24 protein-coding genes and 1 tRNA gene are annotated in these 26,597 nt (G+C 62.0%); 13 read left to right on the top strand and 12 right to left on the bottom strand.

The features are described from left to right. Positions 1–213: 213 nt before the first annotated feature. Positions 214–1,119, top strand: a complete 906-nt coding sequence (locus BM234_RS12070) for a hypothetical protein (protein WP_092065320.1) — start codon at positions 214–216, stop codon at positions 1,117–1,119. On the opposite strand, the gene BM234_RS12065 is transcribed toward BM234_RS12070, so the two are convergent. The 6 genes from BM234_RS12065 to smpB all read right to left on the bottom strand — a co-directional run bounded on the left by BM234_RS12065 (position 1,105) and on the right by smpB (position 7,648). Next, complete coding sequence (locus BM234_RS12065; RefSeq protein WP_092065318.1) at positions 1,105–3,570, bottom strand: glycosyltransferase family 2 protein; 2,466 nt, start codon at positions 3,568–3,570, stop codon at positions 1,105–1,107. The genes BM234_RS12070 and BM234_RS12065 overlap by 15 nt on opposite strands. Before the next feature lie 93 nt (positions 3,571–3,663). Further along, on the bottom strand, positions 3,664–4,047 hold the full coding sequence (locus BM234_RS12060; protein ID WP_092065316.1) for a rhodanese-like domain-containing protein: 384 nt from the start codon (positions 4,045–4,047) through the stop codon (positions 3,664–3,666). 11 nt (positions 4,048–4,058) lie between these two features. Next, positions 4,059–4,958 (bottom strand): MBL fold metallo-hydrolase, encoded by a 900-nt coding sequence (locus BM234_RS12055; protein WP_092065314.1) that lies wholly within the window; start codon positions 4,956–4,958, stop codon positions 4,059–4,061. A 109-nt stretch (positions 4,959–5,067) separates the two neighbouring features. Continuing rightward, positions 5,068–6,252 (bottom strand): amino acid aminotransferase, encoded by a 1,185-nt coding sequence (locus BM234_RS12050; RefSeq protein ID WP_092065312.1) that lies wholly within the window; start codon positions 6,250–6,252, stop codon positions 5,068–5,070. Further along, on the bottom strand, positions 6,252–7,109 hold the full coding sequence (gene sseA, locus BM234_RS12045; protein ID WP_092065310.1) for a 3-mercaptopyruvate sulfurtransferase: 858 nt from the start codon (positions 7,107–7,109) through the stop codon (positions 6,252–6,254). The genes BM234_RS12050 and sseA overlap by 1 nt, the downstream gene beginning before the upstream one ends. Before the next feature lie 62 nt (positions 7,110–7,171). Next, positions 7,172–7,648 carry an SsrA-binding protein SmpB gene (gene smpB / locus BM234_RS12040; RefSeq protein WP_092065308.1) on the bottom strand — a complete coding sequence of 159 codons (477 nt, stop codon included), beginning with the start codon at positions 7,646–7,648 and terminating at the stop codon, positions 7,172–7,174. Between the two features lie 131 nt (positions 7,649–7,779). On the opposite strand from smpB, the gene BM234_RS12035 reads away from it, so the two are divergent. From BM234_RS12035 to BM234_RS12025, 3 genes are all read left to right on the top strand, one after another. After that, positions 7,780–8,328 carry a pseudouridine synthase gene (locus BM234_RS12035; RefSeq protein ID WP_092065306.1) on the top strand — a complete coding sequence of 183 codons (549 nt, stop codon included), beginning with the start codon at positions 7,780–7,782 and terminating at the stop codon, positions 8,326–8,328. Between the two features lie 70 nt (positions 8,329–8,398). After that, positions 8,399–8,785: a hypothetical protein gene (locus BM234_RS12030; protein ID WP_092065304.1), complete on the top strand. Its 387-nt coding sequence runs from the start codon at positions 8,399–8,401 to the stop codon at positions 8,783–8,785. A 168-nt stretch (positions 8,786–8,953) separates the two neighbouring features. After that, positions 8,954–10,387: a PepSY-associated TM helix domain-containing protein gene (locus BM234_RS12025; RefSeq protein ID WP_092065301.1), complete on the top strand. Its 1,434-nt coding sequence runs from the start codon at positions 8,954–8,956 to the stop codon at positions 10,385–10,387. A gap of 11 nt (positions 10,388–10,398) precedes the next feature. Here the strand turns inward: BM234_RS12025 and BM234_RS12020 are convergent, their stop codons facing one another. Continuing rightward, positions 10,399–11,190 (bottom strand): alpha/beta hydrolase, encoded by a 792-nt coding sequence (locus BM234_RS12020; protein ID WP_092065299.1) that lies wholly within the window; start codon positions 11,188–11,190, stop codon positions 10,399–10,401. A gap of 80 nt (positions 11,191–11,270) precedes the next feature. On the opposite strand from BM234_RS12020, the gene BM234_RS12015 reads away from it, so the two are divergent. The 5 genes from BM234_RS12015 to BM234_RS11995 all read left to right on the top strand — a co-directional run bounded on the left by BM234_RS12015 (position 11,271) and on the right by BM234_RS11995 (position 17,848). Then, entirely contained in the window at positions 11,271–12,746 is a 1,476-nt protein-coding gene (locus BM234_RS12015; RefSeq protein WP_092065297.1) for an NAD-dependent succinate-semialdehyde dehydrogenase, read from the top strand. Between the two features lie 76 nt (positions 12,747–12,822). Beyond that, the gene (ade, locus tag BM234_RS12010; RefSeq protein ID WP_425439244.1) at positions 12,823–14,613 is read left to right on the top strand and encodes an adenine deaminase; all 1,791 of its coding nucleotides are present in this window, start codon (positions 12,823–12,825) and stop codon (positions 14,611–14,613) included. Then, positions 14,613–16,100 carry an AMP nucleosidase gene (locus BM234_RS12005; protein WP_092065293.1) on the top strand — a complete coding sequence of 496 codons (1,488 nt, stop codon included), beginning with the start codon at positions 14,613–14,615 and terminating at the stop codon, positions 16,098–16,100. The genes ade and BM234_RS12005 overlap by 1 nt, the downstream gene beginning before the upstream one ends. A gap of 129 nt (positions 16,101–16,229) precedes the next feature. Further along, the gene (locus BM234_RS12000) at positions 16,230–16,520 is read left to right on the top strand and encodes an HU family DNA-binding protein (RefSeq protein WP_092065291.1); all 291 of its coding nucleotides are present in this window, start codon (positions 16,230–16,232) and stop codon (positions 16,518–16,520) included. 155 nt (positions 16,521–16,675) lie between these two features. Next, positions 16,676–17,848, top strand: coding sequence for an HWE histidine kinase domain-containing protein (locus BM234_RS11995; protein WP_092065289.1), 1,173 nt, complete (start codon positions 16,676–16,678; stop codon positions 17,846–17,848). A gap of 58 nt (positions 17,849–17,906) precedes the next feature. Here BM234_RS11995 and ykgO read toward each other — a convergent pair whose 3' ends face one another. After that, on the bottom strand, positions 17,907–18,032 hold the full coding sequence (gene ykgO, locus BM234_RS11990; protein WP_010141322.1) for a type B 50S ribosomal protein L36: 126 nt from the start codon (positions 18,030–18,032) through the stop codon (positions 17,907–17,909). A gap of 80 nt (positions 18,033–18,112) precedes the next feature. Beyond that, positions 18,113–18,187 (bottom strand) — tRNA-Val (locus BM234_RS11985). Positions 18,188–18,339: 152 nt separating this feature from the next. Between BM234_RS11985 and BM234_RS11980 the strand changes: the two genes are divergently transcribed. Beyond that, a complete protein-coding gene (locus tag BM234_RS11980) occupies positions 18,340–19,200 on the top strand; it encodes an N-formylglutamate amidohydrolase (RefSeq protein ID WP_425439243.1) in 861 nt (286 codons plus the stop codon). A gap of 1 nt (position 19,201) precedes the next feature. Here BM234_RS11980 and BM234_RS11975 read toward each other — a convergent pair whose 3' ends face one another. After that, a complete protein-coding gene (locus BM234_RS11975) occupies positions 19,202–20,455 on the bottom strand; it encodes a DNA polymerase IV (protein WP_092065288.1) in 1,254 nt (417 codons plus the stop codon). A gap of 191 nt (positions 20,456–20,646) precedes the next feature. Next, complete coding sequence (gene pyrF, locus BM234_RS11970; RefSeq protein WP_092066020.1) at positions 20,647–21,342, bottom strand: orotidine-5'-phosphate decarboxylase; 696 nt, start codon at positions 21,340–21,342, stop codon at positions 20,647–20,649. Positions 21,343–21,545: 203 nt separating this feature from the next. Here pyrF and clpB point away from each other — a divergent pair, with 203 nt between their 5' ends. After that, complete coding sequence (gene clpB, locus BM234_RS11965) at positions 21,546–24,164, top strand: ATP-dependent chaperone ClpB (protein ID WP_092065286.1); 2,619 nt, start codon at positions 21,546–21,548, stop codon at positions 24,162–24,164. Between the two features lie 48 nt (positions 24,165–24,212). On the opposite strand, the gene BM234_RS11960 is transcribed toward clpB, so the two are convergent. Continuing rightward, the gene (locus BM234_RS11960; RefSeq protein WP_092065284.1) at positions 24,213–24,647 is read right to left on the bottom strand and encodes a DUF302 domain-containing protein; all 435 of its coding nucleotides are present in this window, start codon (positions 24,645–24,647) and stop codon (positions 24,213–24,215) included. Between the two features lie 156 nt (positions 24,648–24,803). On the opposite strand from BM234_RS11960, the gene msrP reads away from it, so the two are divergent. Both msrP and msrQ read left to right on the top strand, forming a co-directional pair. Continuing rightward, positions 24,804–25,697 carry a protein-methionine-sulfoxide reductase catalytic subunit MsrP gene (msrP, locus tag BM234_RS11955; protein WP_092065282.1) on the top strand — a complete coding sequence of 298 codons (894 nt, stop codon included), beginning with the start codon at positions 24,804–24,806 and terminating at the stop codon, positions 25,695–25,697. Further along, positions 25,697–26,302, top strand: coding sequence for a protein-methionine-sulfoxide reductase heme-binding subunit MsrQ (msrQ, locus tag BM234_RS11950; RefSeq protein ID WP_092065280.1), 606 nt, complete (start codon positions 25,697–25,699; stop codon positions 26,300–26,302). Before msrP ends, msrQ begins: the two co-directional genes overlap by 1 nt. Positions 26,303–26,597 lie beyond the last annotated feature (295 nt).

Below are 26,597 nucleotides of genomic sequence, written 5' to 3'. Positions count from 1 at the left end.
AAAGAAGAAATCTGATGACTCAATTGCGGCGAAAATGTGGAACGTGGGTCGAATTTTCCATGTTCAGAGTTGGTTAAGTGTTGGGGGCTGATCGCCGGGTAGGGCGATTTCGGTTTGACCTCACCCCTTGCTTGACCCAAGCCTATGGCGGTTGGTCACGGCGCGCTCTGATGCCGTTGGCGCCATAGTTGCAGCAGGAATGACGTGGGCTTGATGCCGAAACTTTATATTCACGCGGGCCAACACAAGACTGGCACAACCAGCATACAGCGCGCGATGTTCGTCAACCGAGAGTCCTTGCGCGAACAGGGCGTCCTCTATCCGCAAGCCGGCCTTGCCACAGAGAAAAACAACTGGGGGCATCACGCCGCCGCGCTTTCGTTGGGAGATGCCGAAACGGGGAAGGACGTCTGGGGGAGGATGCGCCGGGAGGCGGACGAGGCCGCCCTTGATACCGTCGTCGTATCTTCAGAAATTCTCTACCGGTTGCCATTTGGAAAGATGTCCGCTGCGCAACCGTTTCGCCTGATCGCTGAGCATTTCGCAGGGTATGACATTCGCTTGTTGGTCTACCTGCGCCCGCAGGTGGATCTCATCGCGTCGAACTACAGTCATAACGTCAAAGCCGTGGGGGAAACGGCGAGCATCGTCGACTTTATCACGCGCGCCGCGTCGTCGCTGGACTACATGCAATTTCTGCACCTTGCCTCCGTCGGCTTGGGTGAGAGCGCCATAGAGGTGGGCCGCTACGACAAGCCTTATCTCACCAATGGGGACGTCGTCGAAGATTTCGCGCGGCGGATTGGCATTGATCTGTCACGGGGGATCGCCCTCCCGCCGGAATCCCTGAATCGCGGATTGAGCGACGAAGGCTTGGCTAGAATGCTTGAGGCAAACCGAAGGTACGCAAACAGCCCCCTGCGCCTCCGGCTGGCTCGAAAACGGATCCTTGAGGCGCATCGTGCGCCGCCCTTCACACGGGTGAATGTCCTGAGCGATGATATGTGCAGGACGATCGAGGCGATTTATCGTCTTCGCAACCGCAATGTGGCGGCGCGGTTTCTTGGCGAAGACGGCGATCTTTTTCCGCCGCGTTATTTGACCTCACCCCTTCCCTGAGGTCACGGCCAGCTCTTTTTCGATGGCCGCAAGCATACGCTCAAACAACTCATCGGGCTCGCCAAAGGGGAGTACCGATCCCGGAGCGCCGTGCGCCATCGCCGCCCCCACCGCTTCACCCTGTGCTCCCATCCCGAACGCGATGACCGGAAGGCCGGTGCCCAGCATTTCGTGCGTGGTGAAGGAATAGGTTTCCGGCCAGATAGACGGCATGAGCCAGACCCGAATACCATAGCGCGTGATCAGTCCGGGGAGATCCTCAAGACGATAGCTGCCATGAACCACGCCGGGAGACGCCAGCCGATATTCCGGTGCGAGATCGCCGATCACGATGATCCGCGCCTTGCCGAGCAATGCTCGGCTAAGACGTGCCACCAGCGCCGCGCCCTTTTGCTCCCCGATGTTTCCCAGAACCCCAACAGTGGGCACAGTGGCATCTCGTGGTGCGGGCGACTGGAGCGGCGGCACCACGGGCCGATCATGGGGACAAATGCGAATGTCGCTCCGCTCGGGATAGGCTTCATGCAATATGTCGGCGCTTGCGTTTGAGAATGCCACGACGTCATCCGCTTCCTTGAGAAGCGCACCCCACGCAGTCTGCCATTCGCGAAGATCCACCTTTTGATTCGGCAAACGTAACTGGTGTGCCGGATCGCTCGCCTGCGGAAATCCAGCGCGTGGCACCCCCCGATAGACGCCGTCGGCGCAAAGCAGCGTGTAGGAGGGGCTGATGGCGAAGTAATCGTGCAGCAGCAACCTGAGCGGCTGTCTCTGTCTGTCCCCGGTGCGACCGGCCAGCTTCAGAAGGAAGGAGGGAAGGCCGAGCGGGTCCCGGGCGCCGACGCCGCAGGAATAGATTATATGGCGTTTTGGCAGCAGATCGAGCAGCGTTTCAAGGAAGGCCTCATCGTCGCAAAGACCTTCGGCAAGACCCTCGGGGCAATGCAACTCCAGCTTCCATGGCGTCTGTCGCCAGACACGTAAAACAACCGCAGAAACCCCCTCGCTCAGATGCCCCTTGATTTGCGTATCAAGCCAGTTATCCGCTCCCCCGCCGAGGGCATGGCCGATATAGACGGGGATCGCGATCTTTTGGCGATTGCCTGTTAGCGCCAATCCGAGAGCGAGCCGAACGGTGTGTAACGGGTCGCGCCGGATGAAGTCCTGTACCGCCGCCTCATACCCCGGGTGGCGGCGCGACAGACGACGCAGGTTCTGCTCCAGAAGACGTTGCTTCTCGGCGCTTGGGAAGGATTGACCGCCGTGATGCTCGACAAAAAGGTTGGGCGCGGCGCGATGCTGGCCGCCGAAGACCCGAACCTTCTGGCACCAATCGTTTTCCTCGCCATAACCGCGCCCGAACCCGGTATCGAATTCAGGGACATGCGCGAGGAACTTTGGCGACAGGGCCATGCAGAACCCCACTCCGGTAGGCGCGCTTACGATTCCAGCGTCAGGATTGAAGCGGGCGGCGATACGATCAAGCGCGTCCGCCTCGCCGGGAGAGAGGGATATGCGCGTGCAGATAGCGGGGACGGAGAATATCTCTGCGTCATTCGACATGGGCGTGACGGAGGCGGTGTCGGGATCCGATAGCGGCGCAAGGAGCCGTGGCAGCCAACCGTCGGGGACGAGCGCGTCGCTGTTAAGGAGAACAACGGGGGCATCGGGCCAGCGCTCCCGTGCCAGCGCGAGCCCTCGATTGACGGAGCCGATGAACCCAAGGTTACGGTCGTTTTCCAACAAGGTCACCGGCTTACCCTCCGCCCAGGCCCGCAGGAACGGCCGAACCCGTGGGTCGGTGGATGCGTCCTCAATGAGGATAAGCCGCCATTGATCGCCCGAGTGCCGCAAAACCCGGGCCAATGAGTCCTCCAGCAGCGGAAAAGCGTTGAAGACGGGCATGATGAGCGTGGCCGAAGGATCCGGTGGGAGGGCAGGCTGTGGATCAAGCAAAGCGGAGTTCAGCAGGCCCGCGTCCGAACGCGGCACCAACCCAAGCCGTTCCTTGACCACCTCACGGCCCCCCAGATCGCCGCGCATTTTCCAACGATAGATGTCGGGGGCGAGGGCGACGAGGGATGCGACGAAGCGTGGCAACAGTGCAGCGCGCGCCAAAGCCAATTCAGCGCGGCTGAATCCCCGAAGGACCAGCGGGCCTGACCCGTCAACTTTGATCGTGACGGGGCCGGTATCGCTGGGGAGATCAAAGACGAAACGCCCTGTCGAAGGATCGATGTCGGCATCGTGAGTGACCGGTCCGAGTGTCAGGGTGACGGTGGCGCCTTCCGCGCGCCCTTCGATGATTTGCCGATTGGCGCGAAGCGACATCCCCTTGACCGTGCAGATGGGTCGCCCATCGGCGTTGGGCAGCGCACCACCGCGCCGGTCAAGCGCGACATTCATCGCCGCATAGCGGAGAAAAATCCGATATACCCTCCCTGCGAGCACCCGCGCCTCCTGGATCGTGTCGAGAGGCAAGTACGGGCCGCCGGTGCTCGACGCAAGCGATTGCGCCCCCTGCGATGCGGGGGCCCAAGAGGATCAGCTTTTGGCGGGTACTGACTTTGGAGCGCCCGTCCCCATATCAGTGCCCATGTGAGCCTTCCCGGCGGCCTTCCATGCGCCGAACCCCCCGTCCAAGTGGGCAATGGGATCCATTCCCGCGCTGATGGCGTTCCGAGCGACCTTCTCGGAGCGCGCGCCGGACCCGCAATGGAAAACGATCCGCTTTCCGTCCTGCGTGGGCAGCTTGGCGGCATCGAAAAACGCCATGGGCATGAGGAGCGCGCCGGGGATATGCTCGAACATGTATTCCTGAGGTGTCCGCACATCGATCAGTACGATTTCGTTTGCCTCAAGCGCTTTGGCCACCTCATCGGCGCTCCATGTCTCTAGTGTCGAACCATCAACTGTTTCGGTTTTCATCTCGGTCTCCTTCAGAATTTGTTGGCCGGTATCTTGAAGTAACTCGCGCCATCGGATTCTGTTTCAGGTAGTCGTCCTCCGCGCAGATTGACCTGCAGCGCGTGCAACATCCGGTCGGGCAGCGGAAGGGTAGCGTCGCGCTCATCGCGCAGCTTGATGAAATCCTGTTCGGAAATTCCACCGCCCATATGCTTGTTGTTGGCGCGGTGGTCGGCAACCGTGGCTTCCCATGCCGGATCCGTGCGGTCCCCGACGGGTGGGTAATCGTGACCCACGAAAAGCCGCGTATCGTCCGGCAGCGCCAGCAATGCCTGCAGTGAGGCGTAGAGAACCTTGGAGGAGCCGCCGGGGAAATCTGCGCGTGTCGTGCCGGCGTCGACATGCATGAAGGTGTCATGGACGAATGCCGCATCGCCGACCACATAGGTGATCGACCCGAGCGTATGCCCCGGGGACAGCATGACCTTTACGTCGAGTTCCCCGAGTTTGAAGGTCTCTCCATCCGCGAAGAGACGATCGAAATCACGGTCTGCGTCGAACATGCCCGGAACGTTGTAGATCCCGGTCCAAAGCTCTGCGATCTCGCGAACCTTCTCACCGATGGCGTTGGGTGCGCCCGTCTGCTCTTTCAGCCAGGCGGAGGCCATCATGTGGTCGGCATGGGGGTGGGTATCGAGCACCCATTCAACCTCAAGCCCCTCAGCCCGGATATAATCCAGGATATACTGGGCGCTGTCGGTGCGCGTGCGGCCATGCGCAGGATCGAAATCGAGGACGACGTCGACAACGGCGGCCTTTTTGGTGGCTTCATCCACCACCACATATTGGATGCTGCCGGAGGCCTCTTCGTAGAATCCGACAACGCGCGGGCTTCCGGGGCCGGTCGATGGGCTGGTTGCGGTAAACATCATAGGCATCCTTGTCTCGTGTGAGTTACATTCATTAATTGGAATGTAATGGTCGAAGTCAGGATGTAAAGGGCGAGCGAAAAACTCGCCCCAAACCGGGGTTTGTCAGGTATCAGATACCGCAGTCCACGATCGCCTTGGCGAGGATCGGTACGGTCCGCTGGTTGAGACCTGCGATGTTCAGGCGGGAATCCCCCACCATGTAGATTGCGTGATCCGCCCGCAGCTTCTCCACCATCTCAGGCGTCGTTCCGAGGCGGGAGAACATGCCGCGATGCTGGGCGATGAACCCGAACCGGTCGGACCCGGTCAGCCGTTGAAGCTCATCGGCAAGCTGCTGTCGCAGTTCCAGCATCGTCAGGCGCGTATCTTCGAGCTCTTTCTTCCAATCCGCGCGCAGCGCCTCGTCGGTCAGGACCATGGTGACGAGTTTCGCGCCATGATCCGGCGGGAAGGAATAGTTCTGGCGGTTCAGATAGGACAAGCTGCCTTGGGTGATCTTGTTTCTGCTGGCGTCCTGCATCACGGCCATCAACAGACCCGTCCGCTCGCGGTAGATGCCGAAGTTCTTGGAGCAGGAGGCCGCAATCAACACCTCGGGACAGTTTGCAGCAACGAAGCGGGTTGCTTCCGCGTCCTGTTCAAGCCCGTCGCCGAAACCTTGATAGGCGATGTCGATCATCGGAATTGCGCCGACCGCATTGAGATGCTCCACCACTGCTTTCCACTCAACCATGTTGAGGTTTGCACCGGTGGGATTGTGACAGCAGCCGTGCAGCAGGACGATATCGCCCGCTCGGATCTGGGCGAGATCTTCCATCATGCCGCCGAAATCGACGCCGCGGGTTTCGTCGTCGAAGTAGCGATACTGGATCGTTTCCATCTTCATGTGCTTGAGGATGGACAGGTGGTTCGGCCAAGTTGGATCCGACACGAAGACGCGGGCATCGGGGTTCGCCATCTTGACGAGGTCAAATCCCTGTCGCACGGCACCGGTTCCGCCGGGGGTCGCGATCGCGGCGATGTGCTCCCGCGTGACGGCATCCCCCAGGATGAGCGCGATCATCGCGTCTGCATAGGCTGGATCGCCGGCCAGTGCGACATAGGCCTTCGTGGTTTCTTCTTCCCAGAGGCGTTTTTCGGCTGCCTTGACTGCGCGCATGATCGGCGTGACGCCTTCGGGGTTCTTGTAGACCCCGACTCCGAGGTCGATCTTTTCGGGCCGGGGATCGGCCTTGAAGGCAGCGCCCAAGGCGAGGATCTTGTCGGCGGGCAACTCGTTCAGGCGGTCGAACATCAGATGTCTCCAGTAGCGACAGGAAGTGTGGGAAAGGCGCCCCACTCGGCCCAGGAGCCGTCGTAGAGCGAATGATCGTGTTTGCCGAGGCGTTCCAGCGCGAGGCTCAGGATCGCGGCGGTGACGCCGGAGCCGCAGGTGGTGATGACCGGCTTGGACAGGTCCACACCCGCGGCCTCGAACGTGGCGCGCAATGCATCCACGTCTTTCATCGTGCCATCGGCATTGAGGAGGCTGCGATAAGGAACGTTGCGGGAGCCGGGGATATGCCCCGAGCGCAACCCGGCCCGTGGTTCGGGTTCAGCGCCGGTGAAACGAGGCTTGGATCGCGCATCGACAATCTCATGATCCCCCAGCTTGGACGCCGAGGAAACCTGCGTCACGTCCCGGACAAGATGAGCCTGCCGCTGTACCGTCATGTGGCGGTCGCGGATCACGGGGGGGAGGTCTTCGACCTCGCGCCCTTGGGCCTGCCATTTCGGAAAGCCGCCGTCCAGAACGGCCACATCCAGCTTGCCCATATGCTTGAAAAGCCACCAGACCCGGGCCGCGGAGAAAAGCCCGGTGCCGTCATAGACCACCACCTGGTGCCCATCGCCGACGCCCATGGCGCGAAGGCGGGACATGAACTTTTCCACTGGTGGGGCCATGTGGGGCAGGTCGGAACGGGCGTCGCTGATCTCATCGATATCGAAATAGCGTGCGCCGGGGATGTGGGCGGTTTCATATTCAGCCCGGCCGTCGCGCCCCGTGTCGGGCATGTGCCACGACGCGTCGAGAATCCTCAGGTCGGGATCGTTGATATGCGCTGCGAGCCATTCCGTCGAAACGAGCGTTGTGGGATCGTCCTGTGCCATGCGCTTTTCCCGGTCCATCAATCCCGGGCATGGGTAAACGAGGGCGCTGTGGCTGGCAAGTCTCAGCCGTGGTCCTTGAGCAGCCGTTGTTTCTGGCGGCTCCAGTCGCGCTTGGCGTCGGTTGCGCGTTTGTCGTGCAGCTTCTTGCCCTTGGCGATGGCGATCTTGATCTTGGCCATACCGCGGTGATTGAAGTAGAGCACGAGCGGCACGAGGGTCATGCCCTTGCGTTGCGTCGCGTTCCACATCCGCGCCAATTCACGCTTGTTTGCCAACAACTTGCGCTGTCGCCGTTCGTTGTGCTGGAACGTCTTGGCCTGATCATAGGGGGCCACGTAGGAGTTGGTCAGCCACAATTCGCCATCGATGACTTCGGCATAGCTCTCGGCGATATTCGCGCCGCCCTGACGGAGGGATTTGACCTCCGACCCTTCGAGCATGATGCCACACTCCACGTCCTCTTCGATCGCGTAATCGAAGCGGGCACGGCGGTTTTCGGCCACCACCTTGTAGTTCTTGTTGTCTTCGTTCTTCGCCATGGAGTGGAGATATAGGGCGAGAGGGGGGCTGTAAACAGAGGGGCCGCAACGCGGTATGACATGTGTATGACAATCGTATGACTCCGCGGCATACGATTGTGCAGCACGGCCCGGGCGGATAGCTAGGGCGCATGGCCCGAGTGATCCTTTTGAACAAACCTTTCGACGTGCTCTCGCAGTTCACCGACAAGGGCACCCAAGGCAGCAGCGCACGAACCCTGTCGGAATTCGGCCTGCCCCCGCGCGTCTATGCGGCGGGGCGGCTGGATCGTGACAGTGAAGGGCTTTTGGTTCTGACCGATGATGGGCGGTTGCAGGCCCGGATCGCGGAGCCGAAGGCCAGAACCGCCAAGACCTATCTGGCGCAGGTCGAGGGCGCTCCGGACGAGGCCGCGCTGGAAGCGCTGCGGCGGGGGGTTGATCTCAAGGACGGGCCGACGCGGTCAGCCGAGGTGCGGATCGTCGAGGAGCCCGAATGGCTCTGGCCCCGCGTGCCGCCGATCCGTGTGCGCAAATCGGTGCCCGACACTTGGGTCGAGCTGACGATCACCGAAGGGCGCAACAGGCAGGTGCGCCGCATGACCGCTGCGGTCGGGCATCCGACGCTGCGGTTGATCCGGGTGCGGGTCGGGGATTTCCGGCTGGACAGCCTGCCCAGCGGTGCGTGGCGGGACGCCTAGCGCGGCGATCTGGCCAGAGCGCCGGGGGGCAGTCAGGTGCGGCATCAGGACCGAAAATGGATATCGACCTGTGCGCGGCGAGGCCTTAGACCTCGTGGGCAGCATGCGGATATTCCGGTTCCTCTGTTTGATTGCCGTCATTCTCGGCATCACGCTGCCCCAGACGTCGGCGGCGCTTTCGGCTATGGCCGCGCCGGGGGCGATGACCATCGTCATCTGTACCGGCAACGGGCTGGAAACACTTACGCTCGACGATGTGGGCAATCCCGTCGAGCAGGCCGAGAAAAGCGCCCACCACTGTCTTTTGATGCATGCCGCCGATACCGGGCGGCGGGTCTCTGTGGGTCAGCGCGTGCCGGGGTGGCGACATGCGCCGGGCTTTGCGTCGATTGAGGTTGCCACACTGCCCGCGCGGGGGCCGCACGATGGCCAGCCCCGCGCGCCCCCGGTCACATGATGACGGACTTTCGCGCCTGATATCATGATCTGCCGGAACTGGCCCCGCCATCCGGCCTGACGGAGACCTTCCGATGACCTCGTATTCCTTCGCGGCGCTTATGCGTGTTCCGCGCCCATCTTGTCGTTCCATCACCGCTGGCCATGCGCCGTTTCCGGGAGGCCGGACATGACAGCGTCGCGCGCGAATGCCCAGCCCACCACGGACGCGGCCAAGACTGCCAAGCTCTATCGTGCCGTATGGCGGTGGCATTTCTATGCCGGGCTTTATGTCATTCCCTTCTTCATGATGCTGGCGCTGACCGGGATGGCGATGTTGTGGATCGCATGGATCGACGGCCGGGACGGCGAGCGGACCGCCGTGGCGATCCAAGGCACGCCGCTGCCCGTATCCGCGCAGGCGGAGGCCGCATTGGCCGCGTGGCCGGGGGGCGACCTGGCCCAGTATATCGCGCCGCGCGACGGGGATCTGGCCGCGATCTTTCGCGTGAATACCGCGGAGGGTCCGATGATGGCGGTTGTTGATCCCTATACCGCCGAGGTGATCGAAGCCTTTCCCCGCCGCAGCGGGTGGTACGATACGATGGACCGGATCCATGGGGAGGTGATGCTGGGCGTGGCGGGGGATCGCATGATCGAAATCGCGGCCTCGCTTGGGGTTATCCTGCTCGTGACCGGGCTTTACCTCTGGTGGCCACGCGACGGGCAGGGGCTTCGGGCGCTGGTGCCTCGTTTCGGGGCGCGCGGGCGCGGGGTGTGGAAATCGCTGCATGCCACGGTGGGAATCTGGATTTCCGTGGCGCTGTTGTTCTTCTTGATCTCGGGTCTGTCGTGGGCGGGGATCTGGGGCGGCAAGATGGTGCAGGCGTGGTCGAGCTTTCCGGCGGGCAAGTATTCCGGTGTGCCGCTGAGCGATGTCAGCCATGCGAGCCTGAACGGGGGGCGGCGGGAGGTCGCATGGGCGCTTGAACAGACGCCGATGCCCGCCTCCGATCCTCATGCGGATCATGGCGGCGGAGCGGTGGCGCGTGTGGCGCAGACCGGCCAGAGCGCCGGGGCCGCGCCCGATCTGGACCGGGTGGACCGGTTTGCCCGCGAGATCGGGTTTCAGGGGCGGTATCAACTGAACTGGCCCGCCGGGGAGACCGGTGTCTGGACCCTCAGCCGGGATTCCATGAGCACCGACAGCCCTGATCCGACGAGCGACCGGATCGTGCATCTGGACCGATACTCGGGGGATATGCTTGCTGATGTGCGGTTTGAGCAGTATTCGCTCATGGGCAAGGCGATGGCGGTCGGTATCGCGCTGCACATGGGGACGCTGGGCCTCTGGAGCGTCCTCGCGAACACGGCGGTGTGCCTGTCGGTGCTGTTCCTGTGCGTCTCCGGGGTGGTCATGTGGTGGAAGCGGCGACCGGCGGGGGGCCTGCGTCTGGCCGCGCCGCCCGCCCCGAGGGACATGCCCCAGTGGGGCGCGGCGATGAGCATCGCGCTGGGGCTGAGCCTTGCCTTTCCCATGGCGGGGATCACGCTCGTGGTGGTGCTGGCCTTTGACAGCGTGCTCTTGCCGGCGCTGCGCGGTCGTGCGGTGGCCCCCGGCTGAGCGGAGGGGGGTCAGGCGAGCAGGGCTTTGGTGAGGGCACCCTCCGGGGCGGCGAGGCTGTCGATGACGTCGAAGTGGTGGCGATCCTTTTCGACGGTATGGTCCGCCGCCCATGCCTCCGCCAGCCACCGCGCCTGATCGAGAAAGGCGGGACGCTCCTTTGCCCCGACCCAGACGGTTGTAGGCACCGGCAGCAGGTCATGCATCAGCACGGGGCTTTCCGCAGTGGCGCTTTGGGCGTCCAGCTTCAGGTCGCGGTTCATGGAGGTGCGCAGCAGCGGGCGCAGGTCGGAGACCGGGGAGATGGGCAGGATCCGCGCCAGACGGCTTGCGGTTTGCGGGGGCAGCAGGCGCGGATCTCTCATCCGGGCGACGAGGTGGCCGCCCGCCGAATGCCCGGCAAGGCGAATTGGGCCGGCGATCTCCTGCGCGGCGCTCTCGATGGCGCGCGTGATCTGTGCCGTGATCTGGGGAATGCGGGCCTTGGGGGCGAGATCATAGGAGGGAAGCGCCACGGCCCAGCCATGGGCGAGGGGGCCTTGCGCCAGATGCGACCACGAGGATTTGTCGAACCGAAGCCAGTACCCCCCATGCACGAACACGGCGAGCCCCTGCGGCGTGCCATCGGGCAGGAAGAGATCAAGCACCTCGCGCGGGCCCGTACCATAGGGCAGATCGAGCCGGGCACGGCCATCCATCGAGGCGCGAGCGCGGAACGACGCCGCGTCATCGGCCCAGCGTGCGGGGAATTTTTCCGCGCCCGGAATGTAGGGCGCATTTGCATAGGCGTCGTCGAGCTCCATCTTTCCCTCCGTGACGGCTGGACAAGGGCAAGTGTGAGTGGTTTGCCTGAGCCAAACTCGAATTCCAAGGGAGTGCGATCATGCTGGACGAGACAACGAACCTCGCGGGGCTTCTGAAGGACCCCGCGCTTTTGGTCGAGCGCGGCTATGTTGGCGGCGAATGGATCGAAGGAGACGACGGAACTTTCGACGTGAAGAACCCCGCGCGCGGGGATGTCATCGCACGGGTTGCGGATCTGTCGAGAGCCCAAGTGGCCGTGGCAGTGGCCCGCGCAGAGGCGGCGCAGAAGGACTGGGCCGCGATGACCGGCAAGGAACGCGCCGGGATCCTCCGCAAGTGGTTCGACCTGCTGATGGAGAATGCCGACGATCTTGCCACGATCCTGACCGCCGAGATGGGCAAACCCCACGCCGAGGCAAAGGGTGAGATCGCCTATGGCGCAAGCTACATCGAATTCTTTGGCGAAGAGGCCAAGCGGATCTATGGCGAGACGATCCCCGGCCATCAGCGCGACAAGCGCCTCATGGTGCTCAAACAGCCCATCGGGGTGGTGGGCGCGATCACGCCGTGGAACTTCCCCAACGCGATGATCACCCGCAAGGCGGCCCCGGCGCTGGCGGCGGGATGCAGCTTCATTTCCCGCCCGGCGGCGGAAACGCCCCTTTCGGCGCTGGCCCTCGCCGTGCTGGCGGAACGCGCGGGAATACCGGCGGGTGTCTTCAACGTCGTGCCGTCGTCCTCGGCGTCCGAAGTCGGCAAGGAATTTTGTGAAAACCCCGGCGTGCGCAAGCTGACCTTCACGGGGTCCACGGAAGTGGGGCGTATCCTGCTGCGGCAGGCGGCCGATCAGGTCATGAAATGCTCCATGGAGCTTGGCGGGAACGCGCCCTTTATCGTCTTTGACGATGCCGATCTGGATGCGGCGGTCGAGGGGGCGATGCTCTGCAAGTTCCGCAACAACGGCCAGACCTGCGTTTGTGCCAACCGGATCTATGTGCAGGACGGGGTCTATGACGCCTTCGCCGAAAAGCTGGCAGACGCCATTCGGGGCATCAAGGTCGGCGACGGGCTGTCCAGCGGTGTCGATGCAGGCCCGTTGATCAGCGAGGAAGCCGTGGAGAAGGTGCGCGAGCATCTGGCCGATGCGGAATCCAAGGGCGGCAAGGTCGTGGTCGGCGGCAAGCCGCATGATCTTGGCGGCACCTTCTTCCAGCCGACGCTTGTCACCGGAGTGACCCAGGAGATGAAAGTCGCCTCCGAAGAGACCTTCGGCCCCGTCGCGCCGCTCTTCCGGTTCAAGGACGAGGATGAAGTCATCGCCATGGCGAATGACACGATCTTTGGGTTGGCGTCCTATTTCTATGCCAAGGACCTGTCGCGCGTTTACAAGGTTGCCGAGGCGCTGGAATACGGGATCGTGGGGGTCAACACCGGGATCATTTCCACGGAGCTAGGGCCCTTTGGCGGGGTCAAGCAATCCGGTCTTGGCCGCGAGGGCAGCCACCACGGGCTCGAGGACTATCTCGAAATGAAATACGTCTGCATGAGCATCTGATGATTTACGGGCCCGCGTGACCCGCGGGCCCGCTTGAACCCCACCCAAAGCCGTGCGACCGTGGGTCATGAGCAGCATGAGTTTCAAAGCATGGGCCGAGGTGGCCGCCGATCTGGTGGCCGTTGCGGCGGGGCGCGCGCCTGCGGATCTGGTGATCCGGGGCGGGCAGTGGGTCAACGTTCACACGCGAGAGGTTTTGCCCGATCACGACATCGCGGTGAAAGCCGGGCGGATCGCCTATGTCGGCCCCCACGCGGGGCATTGCATCGGTGACGGCACCGAGATCATCGAGGCCGAGGGCCGGTTCATGATCCCCGGCCTGTGCGATGCGCATATGCACATCGAAAGCGGTATGCTGACCCCGGCGGAGTTTGCACGCGCGGTCATCCCCCATGGCACCACGAGCATGTTCACCGACCCGCACGAGATCGCCAACGTGCTTGGGCTCGATGGCGTGCGGATGATGCATGACGAAGCGGCGCTGCAGCCGATCAATATCTTTACCCAGATGCCAAGCTGTGCGCCCTCCGCGCCGGGGCTTGAGACCACGGGCCATGAGATCACGCCAGAGGACGTGGCCGAGGCGATGAGCTGGCCCGGAATCGTTGGGCTGGGCGAGATGATGAATTTCCCCGGTGTTGTCGCGGGCGATCCCAAGATGCTGGCCGAGATCGCGGCGACCCAGACCGCGCGCAAGACGGTCGGGGGGCATTACGCCTCGCCCGATCTCGGGCCTGCGTTCCATGCCTATGCGGCGGGCGGCCCGGCGGATGACCACGAGGGCACGCAGGAGGCGGATGCCATCGCGCGGGTCCGGCAGGGTATGAAGGCGATGATGCGCCTCGGCTCTGCGTGGTATGACGTGGAAAGCCAGATCACCGCCGTGACGGAAAAGGGCCTCGATCCGCGTGGGTTCATCCTGTGTACGGACGATTGCCATTCCGGGACGCTGGTCAACGACGGGCATATGAACCGCGTGGTGCGACATGCAATCGACTGCGGCTGTGATCCGCTGATCGCGCTGCAGATGGCGACGATCAACACCGCCGAGCATTTCGGAATGGAGCGCGAACTTGGCTCCATCGCGCCGGGCCGGCGGGCGGATGTGATCCTGACCTCGGATTTGCGGAGCCTGCCGATCGAGCATGTGATTGCGCGGGGCGTGACGGTGGCGAAGGATGGCGCCTGCCTCGTGGAGTGTCCGCATTACGACTGGCCGCAGCGGGCGCGGGGCACCGTGCATCTTGGCCGGGCGCTGGGCGCGGCAGATTTTGAGATCAAAGCCCCGAAGGATGCCGCGCGCGTCACCGCCAAGGTGATCGGCGTGGTGGAAAATCAGGCCCCGACCAAGGCGCTTTCGGCGGATTTGCCGGTGCAGGGCGGGATCGTCGAGGGCGAGGGCGGCGTTTGCCAGATCGCCTTGGTGGAACGGCACCGGGGGACCGGAGGGGTCACCAATGCCTTCGTGTCCGGCTTTGGATATGAGGGGCGGATGGCGATGGCTTCCACTGTCGCGCATGACAGCCACCATATGATCGTCGTGGGCACTGACCGCGCGATGATGGCGGAGGCGGCGAACCGGCTGTCGGATGTGGGCGGCGGCGTGACGTTTTGGGCGGATGGCGCGGAACAGGCGCTGGTTGAGTTGCCCATCGCCGGGCTGATGAGCGACGCACCGGCGCGCGAGGTGGCCGCAAAGGCCGAGGCGCTTGGTGAGGCGATGCGGGCGCAGGGCTGTACGCTCAACAATGCCTATATGCAGCATTCCCTGCTTGCGCTTGTGGTTATCCCCGAATTGCGTATTTCGGACATGGGGCTGGTGGATGTCACCCGCTTTGAGATTACACCGCTGTTTGAGGAAACCTGATGTTCGAAAACGCGTCGCCCGACCTGCCGATCCGCACCCCGACCGCGCATGAGCCGAAGGTTTTCCACGACGCGCGCGCGGCAGTGGAGCATCTCAAGGTGCTCTATAACGATGCCGTCGCCTTTTTGACGGAGCATTTCACCGCCGCGCTTGCCGGTGAACCTACGGCGGCCCGGTATCGCGCGTTTTATCCCGAGGTTCGGATCACCACCCGCACCTTCAAACCGTCGGATTCCCGGCTCAGCTTTGGCCATGTTCCCGCGCCGGGCACCTATTCGACCACGATCACGCGGCCCGAGCTTTTTGAGAACTACCTGCGCCAACAGCTTGAGCTGTTGATCAAGAACCACGGCGTGCCGGTGACCGTGGGCCTTTCGACCACGCCGATCCCCATCCATTTCGCGGTGATGCAAGATGCGGCATTGACCGTGCCGCAAGAAGGGGCCGGCAATTTCACCCTGCGCGACGTCTTTGATGTGCCGGACCTGTCGACCACGAATGACGATATCGTCAATGGCTACGGGTTCATGCATGCCGATGGCTCCGGCCCCCTTGCGCCTTTCACCGCGCAGCGCGTCGATTATTCCCTCGCCCGGCTTGCCCACTACTCCGCCACGACGCCCGAGCACTTCCAGAACCACGTTCTCTTCACCAACTATCAGTTCTACGTGGAGGAGTTCGAGGCATACGGGCGCAAGATGCTGGCCGATGAAAGCAGCGGCTATGACTCCTTCGTCGGGCCGGGCAATGAGGAGATCTATGCGGGCGATGCGCCGCTGCCCACGCCGGCCAAGTTGCCGCAGATGCCGACCTATCACCTCAAGCGCGCGGATGGCTCTGGCATCACGCTCGTGAACATCGGGGTGGGGCCGTCGAACGCCAAGACGGCGACGGACCACATTGCGGTGTTGCGCCCCCATGCCTGGCTCATGGTGGGCCATTGCGCGGGGCTGCGGAACACGCAGGCGCTTGGTGATTTCGTGCTGGCCCATGCCTATCTGCGCGAGGACAACGTTCTCAACGACGATCTGCCCGTCTGGGTGCCGATCCCGGCGCTGGCGGAGATTCAGATCGCGCTGGAGGAAGCGGTGGCCGAGGTCACTGAGCTTGAGGGATACGAACTCAAGCGCATCATGCGGACGGGCACGGTGGCCACGATCGACAACCGCAATTGGGAATTGCGCGACCAGTCCGGCCCGGTGCAACGGCTCAGCCAATCCCGCGCTGTGGCACTCGACATGGAAAGCGCGACCATCGCGGCCAACGGTTTCCGCTTTCGCGTGCCCTACGGAACGTTGCTCTGCGTGTCCGACAAGCCGCTGCATGGGGAATTGAAACTGCCCGGCATGGCGACGGATTTCTATCGCACACAGGTCACCCGGCACCTGCTCATCGGGATACGCGCGATGGAGATGTTGCGCGAAATGCCGCTGGAGCGCATCCATTCGCGCAAACTGCGCAGCTTTGAAGAGACGGCATTCCTCTAAAAACGCGGGTTACGCTACAAAATGAGCCTTTTTTCCTTGCATCGCTCCACCATTCGTTGTGAAGCATAACTACATAAGGCAAGATTCAACCGAGACCGCCCAAGATCGGGCAGAGGAGGGAAAGAAAAAATGGCAACGAAACCGATGACGAAGACCCAGCTTGTCGCTGCTCTGGCCGAAGAAATGGACACAGAGAAGAAGACGGCGGGTGCCGCGCTCGACGCGATCACCGATATCATCACGCGCGAAGTTGCGTCCGGCGGTGCCGTGACGCTTCCCGGCGTCGGCAAGATCTACTGCCGCGAACGTCCCGAGCGGATGGTGCGCAACCCCGCGACGGGCGAGCAGATCAAGAAAGATGCCGACAAGGTGGTCAAGGTCACCATCGCAAAGGCTCTCAAGGACAGCGTGAACGGCTAAGCTCCGTTTCGCGTCCGAGTACCAAAGGGTCGCCCTTGGCGGCCCTTTTTCTATGGAAAGCGTGCGTTTGTGCGCCCGCTTGTCGTATAAAGGGTTGCCGGCGCCTGCTCAGGACGACCTGATAGGGTGAAGGTGGAACCGACATGGAGACGTAAATGGCCGGACCCGGCGCCTTTCCCACTGAGTCACCGGCAGATCACGAAGACGGGCTGAACGATGAAGCGCGCCTGTCTGCGTTGCGATCGTCTCGCCTGATGGAAAGTCTTCCCGAAGAGGCATTTGACCGGGCGGTGCGCCTTGCGACGCGCATCACCGGCTCCCCCGTGGCGCTGTTTTCCCTGGTGGATGACCGGCGACAATTTTTCAAGGCAAAGTCCGGGGTGCCCGATCCGCTGACGGAAACCGGCCTGAACCATTCCTTTTGCCAATATGTCGTCAGTTCGGACAAACCGCTCGCGGTCGAGGACTCGCGCAAGCACCCTCTTCTGTCAAAGCTGGATGTGCATCCCGATCTGGATGTCGTGGCCTATCTCGGGGTGCCGGTCCATGGTCCGGAGGGACAGGCGCTCGGGTCGTTCTGCGCCATCGACACGGAGCCGCATCGCTGGAGCAAGGATGAACTCGACGCGCTGCGCGATATGGCCGCGACGATTGAATCGGAGATCGCCCTGCGGCAAGCGCTCAAGGAGCGTCAGCTTCTGGTGGAAGAGCTTAATCACCGGGTGAAGAACCTTTTCGCGGTGATTTCGGGGATGATTTCGCTGTCTCTTCGGGGGGAGCAGGATGTGAAGGCGGTCAGCACGACGCTGCTTTCCCGGATCAAGGCACTCTCGCAGGCGCATGAACTCATCGTGCCGCTGGTCAATGCGGATCGCTCACAAGGGGTGGAGGTGACGATTCAGAAGCTCGTGACAACCCTGATCGAGCCGCATCTCGATGTGGATGTGGAGCGGGTCACAATCGATGGTGCGCCCCTCATGCTTGCGCCGCGGGCGGCAACGAACCTTGCGCTTGCCCTGCACGAGTTGGCCACCAACGCGGCGAAATACGGTGCGCTCTCCGTTCCAGAGGGGAAGCTGGAGATTCGCTGGGAGATCGTGGGCGATGATCTCAGGCTTTTGTGGCGGGAAACCGGCGTCCCGACGCGGACAAAGACACCGTCGCCATCGGGTTTCGGCAGCCGGTTGATTGATATCAGCATTCGTGCGCAGCTCTCCGGGGCGATCGAGACGGAATACCTTCCGACCGGGATGGAGCGGCGCATCACGATCCCTCTGTCGGAAATCAAGGCCCCCGAGCGGTTGGGCGCGTCAGCCAGAGCTGGCTAGGAGCAAACGCAAAAAAGCCGCCCGAAGGCGGCCTTGTCGCTAGAACTGTGCCGTGTCTTCAGCCCTGACGGGCTTTGAAGCGGCGCTGCGTCTTGTTGATCACATAGACGCGGCCCTTGCGGCGCACGACGCGGCAATCCCGGTGGCGCTGCTTGAGCGAGCGGAGCGAGTTGCGAACCTTCATGGTCGTTCCCTTCAGTCGCGGCGCAAGCGATGCGCCTTGTTACGGTCATGCCACCCGGAGTTCCGGGGACGGTGAATTCATGGTGGGCGATACTGGGATCGAACCAGTGACCCCTTCGATGTCAACGAAGTGCTCTACCGCTGAGCTAATCACCCATACCCTTGACGAAAACCCCACGCCCAAAAACAAAGTGGACGCGGGCGAACCGCGTCGGGTGTGCGGTCTATAAAAGGAGTCGAACGGGGGATCAAGGGCTTTTGGAACGTCACGAATCCGGTCTATGCTTTCTTATCGAAAGGACATGTCTGTGACGAAGGCTGCTTATATCCTGCATCAGCCGCGAACGCGGCAAACGAGCGTCGTTTTTTCCTCCCCGCACAGCGGGTGCGACTATCCGGCATCGTTCCTTGAGCAGTCTACGTTGGACGAACACAGCATTCGGTCCTCCGAAGACGCTTTCGTCGATCAGCTTATCGGATCTGTCACGGATTATGGTGCGCCACTCCTGAGCGCTGTGGCGCCTCGGGCTTATCTAGACTTGAATCGTTCGGCGGAGGAGCTTGATCCGGCGCTTATCGAGGGGGTGCGGAAACTTTCGCACAATCCACGGGTCGCGTCGGGCCTTGGGGTGATTCCCCGTGTCGTGGCGGGCGGGCGGGCGATCTACTCCGGTAAAATCACCCAAGATGAGGCCGACCGGCGCATTTCCCGGCACTGGTATCCCTACCACGAGCGGTTGCGCCAACTTCTGACGGAAAGCCATGCGCTGTTCGACGAAGCCATCCTCGTGGATGTCCATTCCATGCCGCATGAGGCGATCGAAGGGATCGGGCGCGTTGGCGCGCCGCGACCGGATGTCGTGATCGGTGATCGATTCGGGGCCTCTGCGGGGGCGGGGATCGTGGAGCAGGTGGAGCAGGCCTTGCGCGGGGCGGGGCTGCGGGTAGCGCGCAATGCGCCGTTCGCGGGGGCCTATATCGTCCAGACCTATGGCCGGCCGGCACGTAATCAGCATGCCCTCCAGATAGAGATCGACCGCTCACTCTATATGGATGAGCGAGAGATTCGCCCGAACGAGAACTTCGAAGAGGTCCGAGCGCTTCTGTCGGGCGTGATGGCAGAGATCGCAGCGATTGGTCAGGAACGTTTGCCGCTCGCTGCAGAATAGATCACCGCAAAGAACGCCCCTTCACGATGGCTTCTGCGCCAAAACGCGCGCGAATCGCATCGGTCGCACGCTCCGCCCGCTTTCGTTGCTCCGCACCGGGATCGAGGAAATCCGACGTCAGGTCGGCTTGCGCACCGGGGACGAGTTCGCTGATGCCAACCCCGAGAAGCCGGAACGGTCCCTTGTCCGCCAACGTTTCATGCAATGTGCGGGCCGTGTGATAGATCTTGTCAGCCAGCTGCGTCGCGATAGGCAGGTGCGTCCGGCGCGTGATCAGGCGATGGTCCGCGCGTTTGAGCTTTAGCGTGACGACGCGGCCCGCCAGGTCTTTTGCCTTGGCGCGGTCCGCGACTTTCTCCGCCATGCGCCACAAATGCCCGTCAAGCAGGTCGGGATCGGCGGTGTCGGTATGGAATGTTGTTTCATTGGAGATGGATTTCACCGGGTTGCGGGCAGAAACGCGCCGCTGATCCTGTCCTCGGGCGAGGTGCCAGAGCCGCTCTCCCATGGAGCCGAAACGATCATGCAGGTCGCGGCGATCCCAGCGAAGCAGATCCGCAAAGGTATGAATGCCCGCTGCATCGAGCGAGGATTGTGTCGCCTGGCCCACACCCCAGATGAGGCGCACAGGCTTGTCATGAAGAAAGTTGGGGGTTTCGGCGGCACCGATCACGGCAAACCCGTTGGGCTTGTCGAGGTCAGACGCGATCTTGGCGAGGAACTTGTTGTGGCTCAGCCCGATGGAGCCAGTCACGCCAAGCTCGGATTTCATACGCTTGACGAGACGGGCGAGCATGACCGCAGGCGGAGCGCCATGGAGCCGCGCCGTTCCGTTGAGGTCAATGAACGCCTCATCAAGCGAAAGGGGTTCGATCGCTGGGGTCAGATCCTCCATCATCGCGCGGATCTGTTTTGATACCTCGGCGTAGAGTGCCATGCGGGGTTTGAGAACCACTGCGTCGGGACAAAGCTTGAGCGCCTGAAACATCGGCATTGCCGAGCGAACGCCGCGTATGCGCGCAACGTAGCACGCGGTCGAGACGACGCCCCGGCGCCCGCCCCCGATGATCACCGGCTTGTCGGCAAGTTCGGGGCGGTCGCGTTTTTCCACGCTGGCATAGAAAGCGTCGCAATCCATATGGGCGATGCTGAGCTCGCAGAGTTCCGAATGGGCAACGATGCGCGGGCTGCGACAAGCCGGACACCGGGAGCCGGTATCAAACAGGGTCAGGCAATCGCGGCAAAGGGCGGTCATGAGACGATTATACGCCCGGCGGGAACGATGGAACAGGGGAGGATGGTCCCGTCCGGTTGGGAGAGAACCGGACGGGAGAAGAGGCGTGTTCCGAGGTAGGACGCAACAGGGGGATGTGCCCTCGGGTGACGCAGGAATACTCTCGCAAACGTTTGACCCAAGGGAAAGTCAGGCAATCCCTACCGCACGTCCTAGGCCGCCTGCATCTCGTTCAGGATGGCGGTTGCCGCATCGGCGGGGCGCGCAGCGGTCCAGACCGGGCGGCCGACGACGACGTGATCCGCCCCGGCGGCAAGCGCCGCGGCGGGGGTGGCGATACGCTTTTGATCGTTCGACGAACTGCCGGTCGGGCGGACGCCCGGCGTGACGATCAAGCGCCCAGCAGATTCGGGCATGGCGCGTATCGCGGCGGCTTCGTGGGGGGAGGCAATGACACCATCCGCGCCAGCTTCGAAGGCGCGCCCGGCGCGGGTCTGGACCACATCGGAGATCGCGCCGGGCATCATGAGGGAGGCATCCAGATCGGCCCGGTCCAGCGATGTAAGGATGGTGACCGCGAGGATCTTGGTCTTGCTGCCGGATGCGCCTTCCATAGCGGCGCGTACGACATGGGGGTCGCCATGTACGGTGAGAAAGTCGAGATCGAACTGAACCAGCCCGCGCACCGCGGCTTCGACAGTCGCGCCGATGTCGAAGAGTTTCATATCGAGGAAGATGCGCTTGCCATGCTCCATCTTGAGCTCGTTGGCGAGTGCCAGCCCGCCCCCGGTCAGCATGCCGAGCCCGATCTTGTAGAAAGAGACTGCGGGGCCGATCGCCTTGGCGAGTTCAAGTCCGCTATGGGCATCGGGCACGTCGAGAGCGACGATGAGACGATCGTCGGACATGGGCATCTCCTGTTCTGTTTGGGTGGCGTCCTCCGTGGCATAGCGCGATGGTTCGAGCCTGTCCATTGAATGTGGCAAATTTGCACCGCTGCTTACTTGAAGCGTCCACATGCTGTGCCCATCTCTTTGTTGAGGCCCTTAACATGGCGTGCCGCGAGACGGACGCTGAACCATAGGGCGCTTGCTGAAAAGGAGAACAAACCATGGACTTGTCCAAGTTCACGGAGCGGTCGCGAGGGTTCGTACAAGCGGCTCAGACAATCGCCATAAGGGACGGGCACCAACGTCTGCTTCCCGAACATCTGCTGAAAGCATTGATGGATGACGATCAGGGGCTTGCGGCCAACCTGATCAAGAGCGCTGGCGGCGCACCGGACCGCGTGGTCGAAGCGCTTGCCATCGCGCTGAAGAAAGTCCCGAAGGTCAGCGGTGATACCGCACAGGTCTATCTCGATACCCAAACGGCCAAGGTGCTCGACGAGGCACAGAAGATCGCGAAGAAGGCGGGCGACAGTTTTGTCCCCGTAGAGCGGGTGCTGATGGCGCTTGCCATGGTGAAGTCCGGGGCGAAAGACGCGTTGGATGCCGCTTCGGTTACGGCGCAGAAGCTGAACGAAGCGATCAACGACATTCGCAAGGGGCGCACCGCGGATTCGGAAACCGCCGAAGAAGGGTATGACGCCCTCAAGAAATACGCGCGCGATCTGACCGAGGCCGCCGAACAGGGCAAGATCGACCCGATCATTGGCCGAGACGAGGAAATTCGTCGGGCGATGCAGGTGCTTTCCCGGCGGACCAAGAATAATCCGGTCCTTATCGGTGAACCCGGCGTCGGCAAGACGGCCATCGCCGAAGGTCTGGCGCTCAGGATCATAAACGGGGATGTGCCGGAAAGCCTTCAGAACAAGCGCCTTCTTGCGCTTGATATGGGGGCGCTCATCGCGGGTGCGAAGTATCGCGGCGAATTCGAGGAACGGCTGAAAGCCATTCTCAAGGAGATCGAAGACGCGGCGGGCGAAGTCATTCTTTTCATCGACGAGATGCACACGCTGGTTGGCGCGGGCAAGACCGATGGCGCGATGGACGCGGCGAACCTCATCAAGCCGTCACTGGCGCGGGGGGAGTTGCACTGCATCGGGGCTACCACGCTTGATGAATACCGGAAGTATGTCGAGAAGGACGCGGCCTTGGCCCGGCGTTTCCAACCTGTGATGGTTGAGGAGCCGACAGTTGAGGACACAATCTCGATCCTGCGCGGCATCAAGGAGAAGTACGAACTTCACCACGGCGTTCGGATTTCCGATAGTGCGCTGGTCGCGGCAGCAACCTTGTCGCACCGCTACATCACGGATCGGTTCTTGCCGGACAAGGCGATCGACCTGATGGATGAGGCGGCCTCCCGTCTTCGGATGGAGGTGGATTCCAAGCCGGAAGAGTTGGACCAACTCGATCGGAACATCCTTCAGATGCAGATTGAGGCCGAGGCCCTGAAGAAGGAGGATGATGCCGCCTCCATGGATCGGCTCGAGGCGATCGAACGAGACTTGGCCGAGCTGCAGGAGCGTTCATCCGAGATGACCGCGAAATGGCAGGCCGAGCGCGACAAGCTCGCCTCCGCGCGTGATATCAAGGAGCAGCTGGATCGGGCACGGGCGGAACTCGATATCGCCAAGCGCGAGGGCAATCTCGCGAAGGCCGGTGAGCTATCCTATGGCGTCATTCCACAGCTAGAGAAGCAGTTGAACGAAGCCGAACAGCAGGAACAGGATGGCGTCATGGTCGAAGAGGCCGTACGGCCGGAACAGATCGCGGCGGTCGTCGAGCGCTGGACGGGCATCCCGACTGCCAAGATGCTTGAGGGTGAGCGTGACAAGCTGTTGCGCATGGAAGACGAGCTTCATGCGCGGGTGATCGGACAGGACGCGGCTGTTTCAGCAGTTGCCAATGCCGTTCGCAGGGCGCGTGCCGGTTTGCAGGATGAAAATCGTCCGTTGGGATCGTTCCTCTTCCTCGGGCCGACCGGCGTGGGGAAAACCGAATTGACCAAGGCGCTGGCTGAGTACCTCTTTGATGACGACAGCGCGATGGTTCGCATCGACATGTCGGAATTCATGGAGAAGCATTCGGTATCGCGCCTGATCGGGGCCCCTCCGGGTTATGTCGGGTATGAAGAGGGCGGTGTCCTGACCGAAGCTGTCCGGCGGCGTCCTTATCAGGTGGTCCTGTTCGACGAGGTCGAAAAGGCGCATCCGGAGGTCTTCAACGTGTTGTTGCAGGTTCTCGACGATGGGGTGCTTACCGACGGACAGGGGCACCGCGTCGATTTCAAGCAGACGATCATTGTGCTGACCTCGAACCTCGGGACGCAAGCGCTTAGCCAACTGCCCGAGGACGCGGATGCATCTCAGGCGAAACAGGATGTGATGGCCGCGGTGCAGGCGCATTTCCGGCCAGAGTTCCTGAACCGTCTGGATGACATGATCATCTTTGACCGGCTCGCGCGGGATGACATGGACGGGATCGTCACGATCCAGCTTTCGCGGCTGCTTGCCCGGCTTGCCGCACGCAAGATCACGCTGGAGCTGGATGACAGTGCACGGACATGGCTTGCCGATGAGGGATATGATCCCGTCTTTGGGGCGCGGCCACTGAAGCGCGTGATCCAACGCGCGCTGCAGAACCCGCTGGCCGAGATGCTGCTTTCGGGGGATGTGCACGATGGCGACTTGGTGCCTGTCTCTGCAGGGCCAGAAGGCCTTTTGATCGGCGACAGAGTCTCCCGGTCCAATCGGACCAAGCCCGAAGACGCAGTGGTACACTAACATTCTGACTGAGAGGGGCGCCCTGTGGGGCGCCCCTTTTCGTTCCGGTTAGTCCTGGCCGATGGCCGCTTTCGCGATGCTGTCGAGCAAGTTCTGCACTTCCATCATCGGACCGTCCGGATAGGTTCGGAACCCGATAATGGTTTCATCCGCTCCCGGAAGGCTCGCGACGAAGATATCGTAGGGGCAAAAGACGATGTTCATCGGGTCTGCCTCCATCACTTGGCGTGACACGCGGGCGGAGCAAAAGCTGAGAACTTCGGCCTCTTCATATAGGACGACGTCAGAGCCGACGTCTTCGCGCGTGCGTTCGAGCATGTCGCCGACCTTGCTTCGGCTGTCGATCACGAGACCCTCATCCAAAATCGCGCTCTCCAAGCCGAAAAGCACGTCTTCGAAGCTTTGGGACGAGGTATATGTAATCGCGTCCTGCGCGGCGAGTGGAGTTGCGAGAAGAATGGCTGCGAGTGTTGAGCGGATCATGTTGGCCTCCCTTGCCGATCTGACGGCAGCTTAACATAGCAATTCATGAATGTCTTTGCCGCGTGTTACAGCGCTGGCACGGCAACGTGAGACGAATTTGGTTTGGACGCAGCCGTGGGGAGGGTATCGTCGGGCGCATTGGGAATGGAGTGGCTCATGGCGAACCGTTGGAAATCCGATCTGCGCGAAGACAGTGTTACAGACGAGGCGATCTACCTGAACCGTCGCGCGCTGCTTGGCGGTATGGCGGGGGTCGGGTTCGCCGGCGGTGCCGCGGCTGCCTCTGAAATGGAGCCAAACTCCTGGGAAGAAATCACGGGGTACAACAATTTCTATGAGTTCGGCACGGGCAAGGAAGATCCCGCACGCCACGCAGCCGATATGACCGTCTCACCCTGGTCCGTGAGGATCGATGGATTGGTGGATCGACCTGCGGACTATGCTTTCGAAGACATTCTCTCCAAAATGGTCGTAGAGGAGCGGATCTATCGGCTGCGCTGCGTGGAGGCGTGGTCGATGGTCGTTCCATGGATGGGGTCCGAACTCGCCGATTTGCTGGAGTTGGCGGGGGTACAGTCCAACGCACGCTTTGTCGCGTTTGAGACCCTGCTGCGCCCTGCCGAAATGCGGGGGGTGAGCTCCCCCGTTCTGGAGTGGCCCTATGTCGAAGGGTTACGCCTCGATGAGGCGATGCATCCCCTCACGATCATGGCCACGGGAATATACGGCCGGGACATCCCAAATCAGAATGGGGCGCCTTTGCGGCTCGTGGTGCCATGGAAGTACGGGTTCAAGTCGATCAAATCCATCGTCCGCATTACGTTGTCAGAGTCAGAGCCGCCGACGAGTTGGAACAAGGCAAATCCGCGCGAGTACGGTTTTTACTCCAACGTGAACCCGGAGGTTGATCACCCTCGCTGGTCGCAGGCTCAGGAACGCCGGATCGGTGGGGGCCTTTTCTCTCCGAAGATCCCAACGGAGATGTTCAACGGGTATGGTGCCGAGGTGGCCGGCCTGTATGAAGGAATGGATCTACGGCGCAATTTCTGATGCGAAGCGTAGATCGACTGAACGCGCTCCTGAAACAAGTTCCGGCGGTGGCTGTGTATGTTGCCGGAGTACTGCCCGCGATCTGGCTATTCTGGCAAGCGATCACCGGCACACTCTCCATCGAGCCGATAAAGTCACTGGAGCATGAAACCGGCGAACTCGGCCTTCAGCTTTTGATAGCGACTCTTCTGGTGACCCCACTTCGCCGCTTCACGGGCATCAACCTTCTCCGTTTGCGGCGCGCTCTGGGGTTGCTCGCGTTCTTCTATATAGCACTGCATCTTCTGATCTGGCTGCTGCTGGATGTGCAGGACCCTGCGATGATCTGGGCGGATGTCGTCAAACGGCCTTACATCACCGTGGGGATGCTCGGCTTCGTACTGCTCGTGCCGCTCGCGATAACCTCCAACAATCGATCGATACGCGTTCTGGGACGACGTTGGCACGCGTTGCATCGCTTGGCATACGTGGCGATCCCGCTCGGCGGGCTTCACTTTGTCATGCAGGCGAAGGGGCTACAGATAGAGCCACTCGTATACCTCGGCGTGATTTTCGGGCTCCTGTTTGTGCGGCTCAGCGCTTTGAAACGAAGACGCCTCGCCTGATCCTCTCCAAAGCCATCCGTTCTTTTGAGTCGGGATTCGTGGAATCATCCACGGATTTGCGGCCGGCAGAGTCAGATAGTGGTGAGAAACGTCACTTTGCCTGTTTCTGAGAGCCGACTCGGGTGTGATTTTGTGGGTAAGTATGTGGATAAGGTTTAGGCGATGGTGTTGAGGGGTGTTTTTGGGGTTGGGTTGGGGTTTTTTGGAGCGGTTGTGATCGTGTAGTTGATTGTTTTTGGGGCATTATTTGTGTTTTTTCGAAAAAAGTGAGATTTTTGGAAAAAACTGCTTGCGG

Origin of the sequence: Poseidonocella pacifica (genome assembly GCF_900111875.1) — a bacterium.
GTDB classification, from domain to species: Bacteria; Pseudomonadota; Alphaproteobacteria; order Rhodobacterales; family Rhodobacteraceae; genus Poseidonocella; species Poseidonocella pacifica.
This window is presented reverse-complemented; position numbering and strand designations above follow the sequence as displayed.

Coding starts and splice junctions, on each gene's coding strand:
- BM234_RS12060 (WP_092065316.1), bottom strand. CDS start 4,047: ATGAAAACCGAAACAGTTGATGGTTCGACACTAGAGACATGGAGCGCC.
- smpB (WP_092065308.1), bottom strand. CDS start 7,648: ATGGCGAAGAACGAAGACAACAAGAACTACAAGGTGGTGGCCGAAAAC.
- BM234_RS12070 (WP_092065320.1), top strand. CDS start 214: ATGCCGAAACTTTATATTCACGCGGGCCAACACAAGACTGGCACAACC.
- msrQ (WP_092065280.1), top strand. CDS start 25,697: ATGCGAAGCGTAGATCGACTGAACGCGCTCCTGAAACAAGTTCCGGCG.
- BM234_RS12035 (WP_092065306.1), top strand. CDS start 7,780: ATGGCCCGAGTGATCCTTTTGAACAAACCTTTCGACGTGCTCTCGCAG.
- BM234_RS12000 (WP_092065291.1), top strand. CDS start 16,230: ATGGCAACGAAACCGATGACGAAGACCCAGCTTGTCGCTGCTCTGGCC.
- BM234_RS12005 (WP_092065293.1), top strand. CDS start 14,613: ATGTTCGAAAACGCGTCGCCCGACCTGCCGATCCGCACCCCGACCGCG.
- BM234_RS11995 (WP_092065289.1), top strand. CDS start 16,676: ATGGCCGGACCCGGCGCCTTTCCCACTGAGTCACCGGCAGATCACGAA.
- sseA (WP_092065310.1), bottom strand. CDS start 7,109: ATGGCACAGGACGATCCCACAACGCTCGTTTCGACGGAATGGCTCGCA.
- BM234_RS12055 (WP_092065314.1), bottom strand. CDS start 4,958: ATGATGTTTACCGCAACCAGCCCATCGACCGGCCCCGGAAGCCCGCGC.
- pyrF (WP_092066020.1), bottom strand. CDS start 21,342: ATGTCCGACGATCGTCTCATCGTCGCTCTCGACGTGCCCGATGCCCAT.
- clpB (WP_092065286.1), top strand. CDS start 21,546: ATGGACTTGTCCAAGTTCACGGAGCGGTCGCGAGGGTTCGTACAAGCG.
- BM234_RS11960 (WP_092065284.1), bottom strand. CDS start 24,647: ATGATCCGCTCAACACTCGCAGCCATTCTTCTCGCAACTCCACTCGCC.
- msrP (WP_092065282.1), top strand. CDS start 24,804: ATGGCGAACCGTTGGAAATCCGATCTGCGCGAAGACAGTGTTACAGAC.
- BM234_RS11975 (WP_092065288.1), bottom strand. CDS start 20,455: ATGACCGCCCTTTGCCGCGATTGCCTGACCCTGTTTGATACCGGCTCC.
- ade (WP_425439244.1), top strand. CDS start 12,823: ATGAGTTTCAAAGCATGGGCCGAGGTGGCCGCCGATCTGGTGGCCGTT.
- BM234_RS12025 (WP_092065301.1), top strand. CDS start 8,954: ATGACAGCGTCGCGCGCGAATGCCCAGCCCACCACGGACGCGGCCAAG.
- BM234_RS12015 (WP_092065297.1), top strand. CDS start 11,271: ATGCTGGACGAGACAACGAACCTCGCGGGGCTTCTGAAGGACCCCGCG.
- BM234_RS12050 (WP_092065312.1), bottom strand. CDS start 6,252: ATGTTCGACCGCCTGAACGAGTTGCCCGCCGACAAGATCCTCGCCTTG.
- BM234_RS12020 (WP_092065299.1), bottom strand. CDS start 11,190: ATGGAGCTCGACGACGCCTATGCAAATGCGCCCTACATTCCGGGCGCG.
- ykgO (WP_010141322.1), bottom strand. CDS start 18,032: ATGAAGGTTCGCAACTCGCTCCGCTCGCTCAAGCAGCGCCACCGGGAT.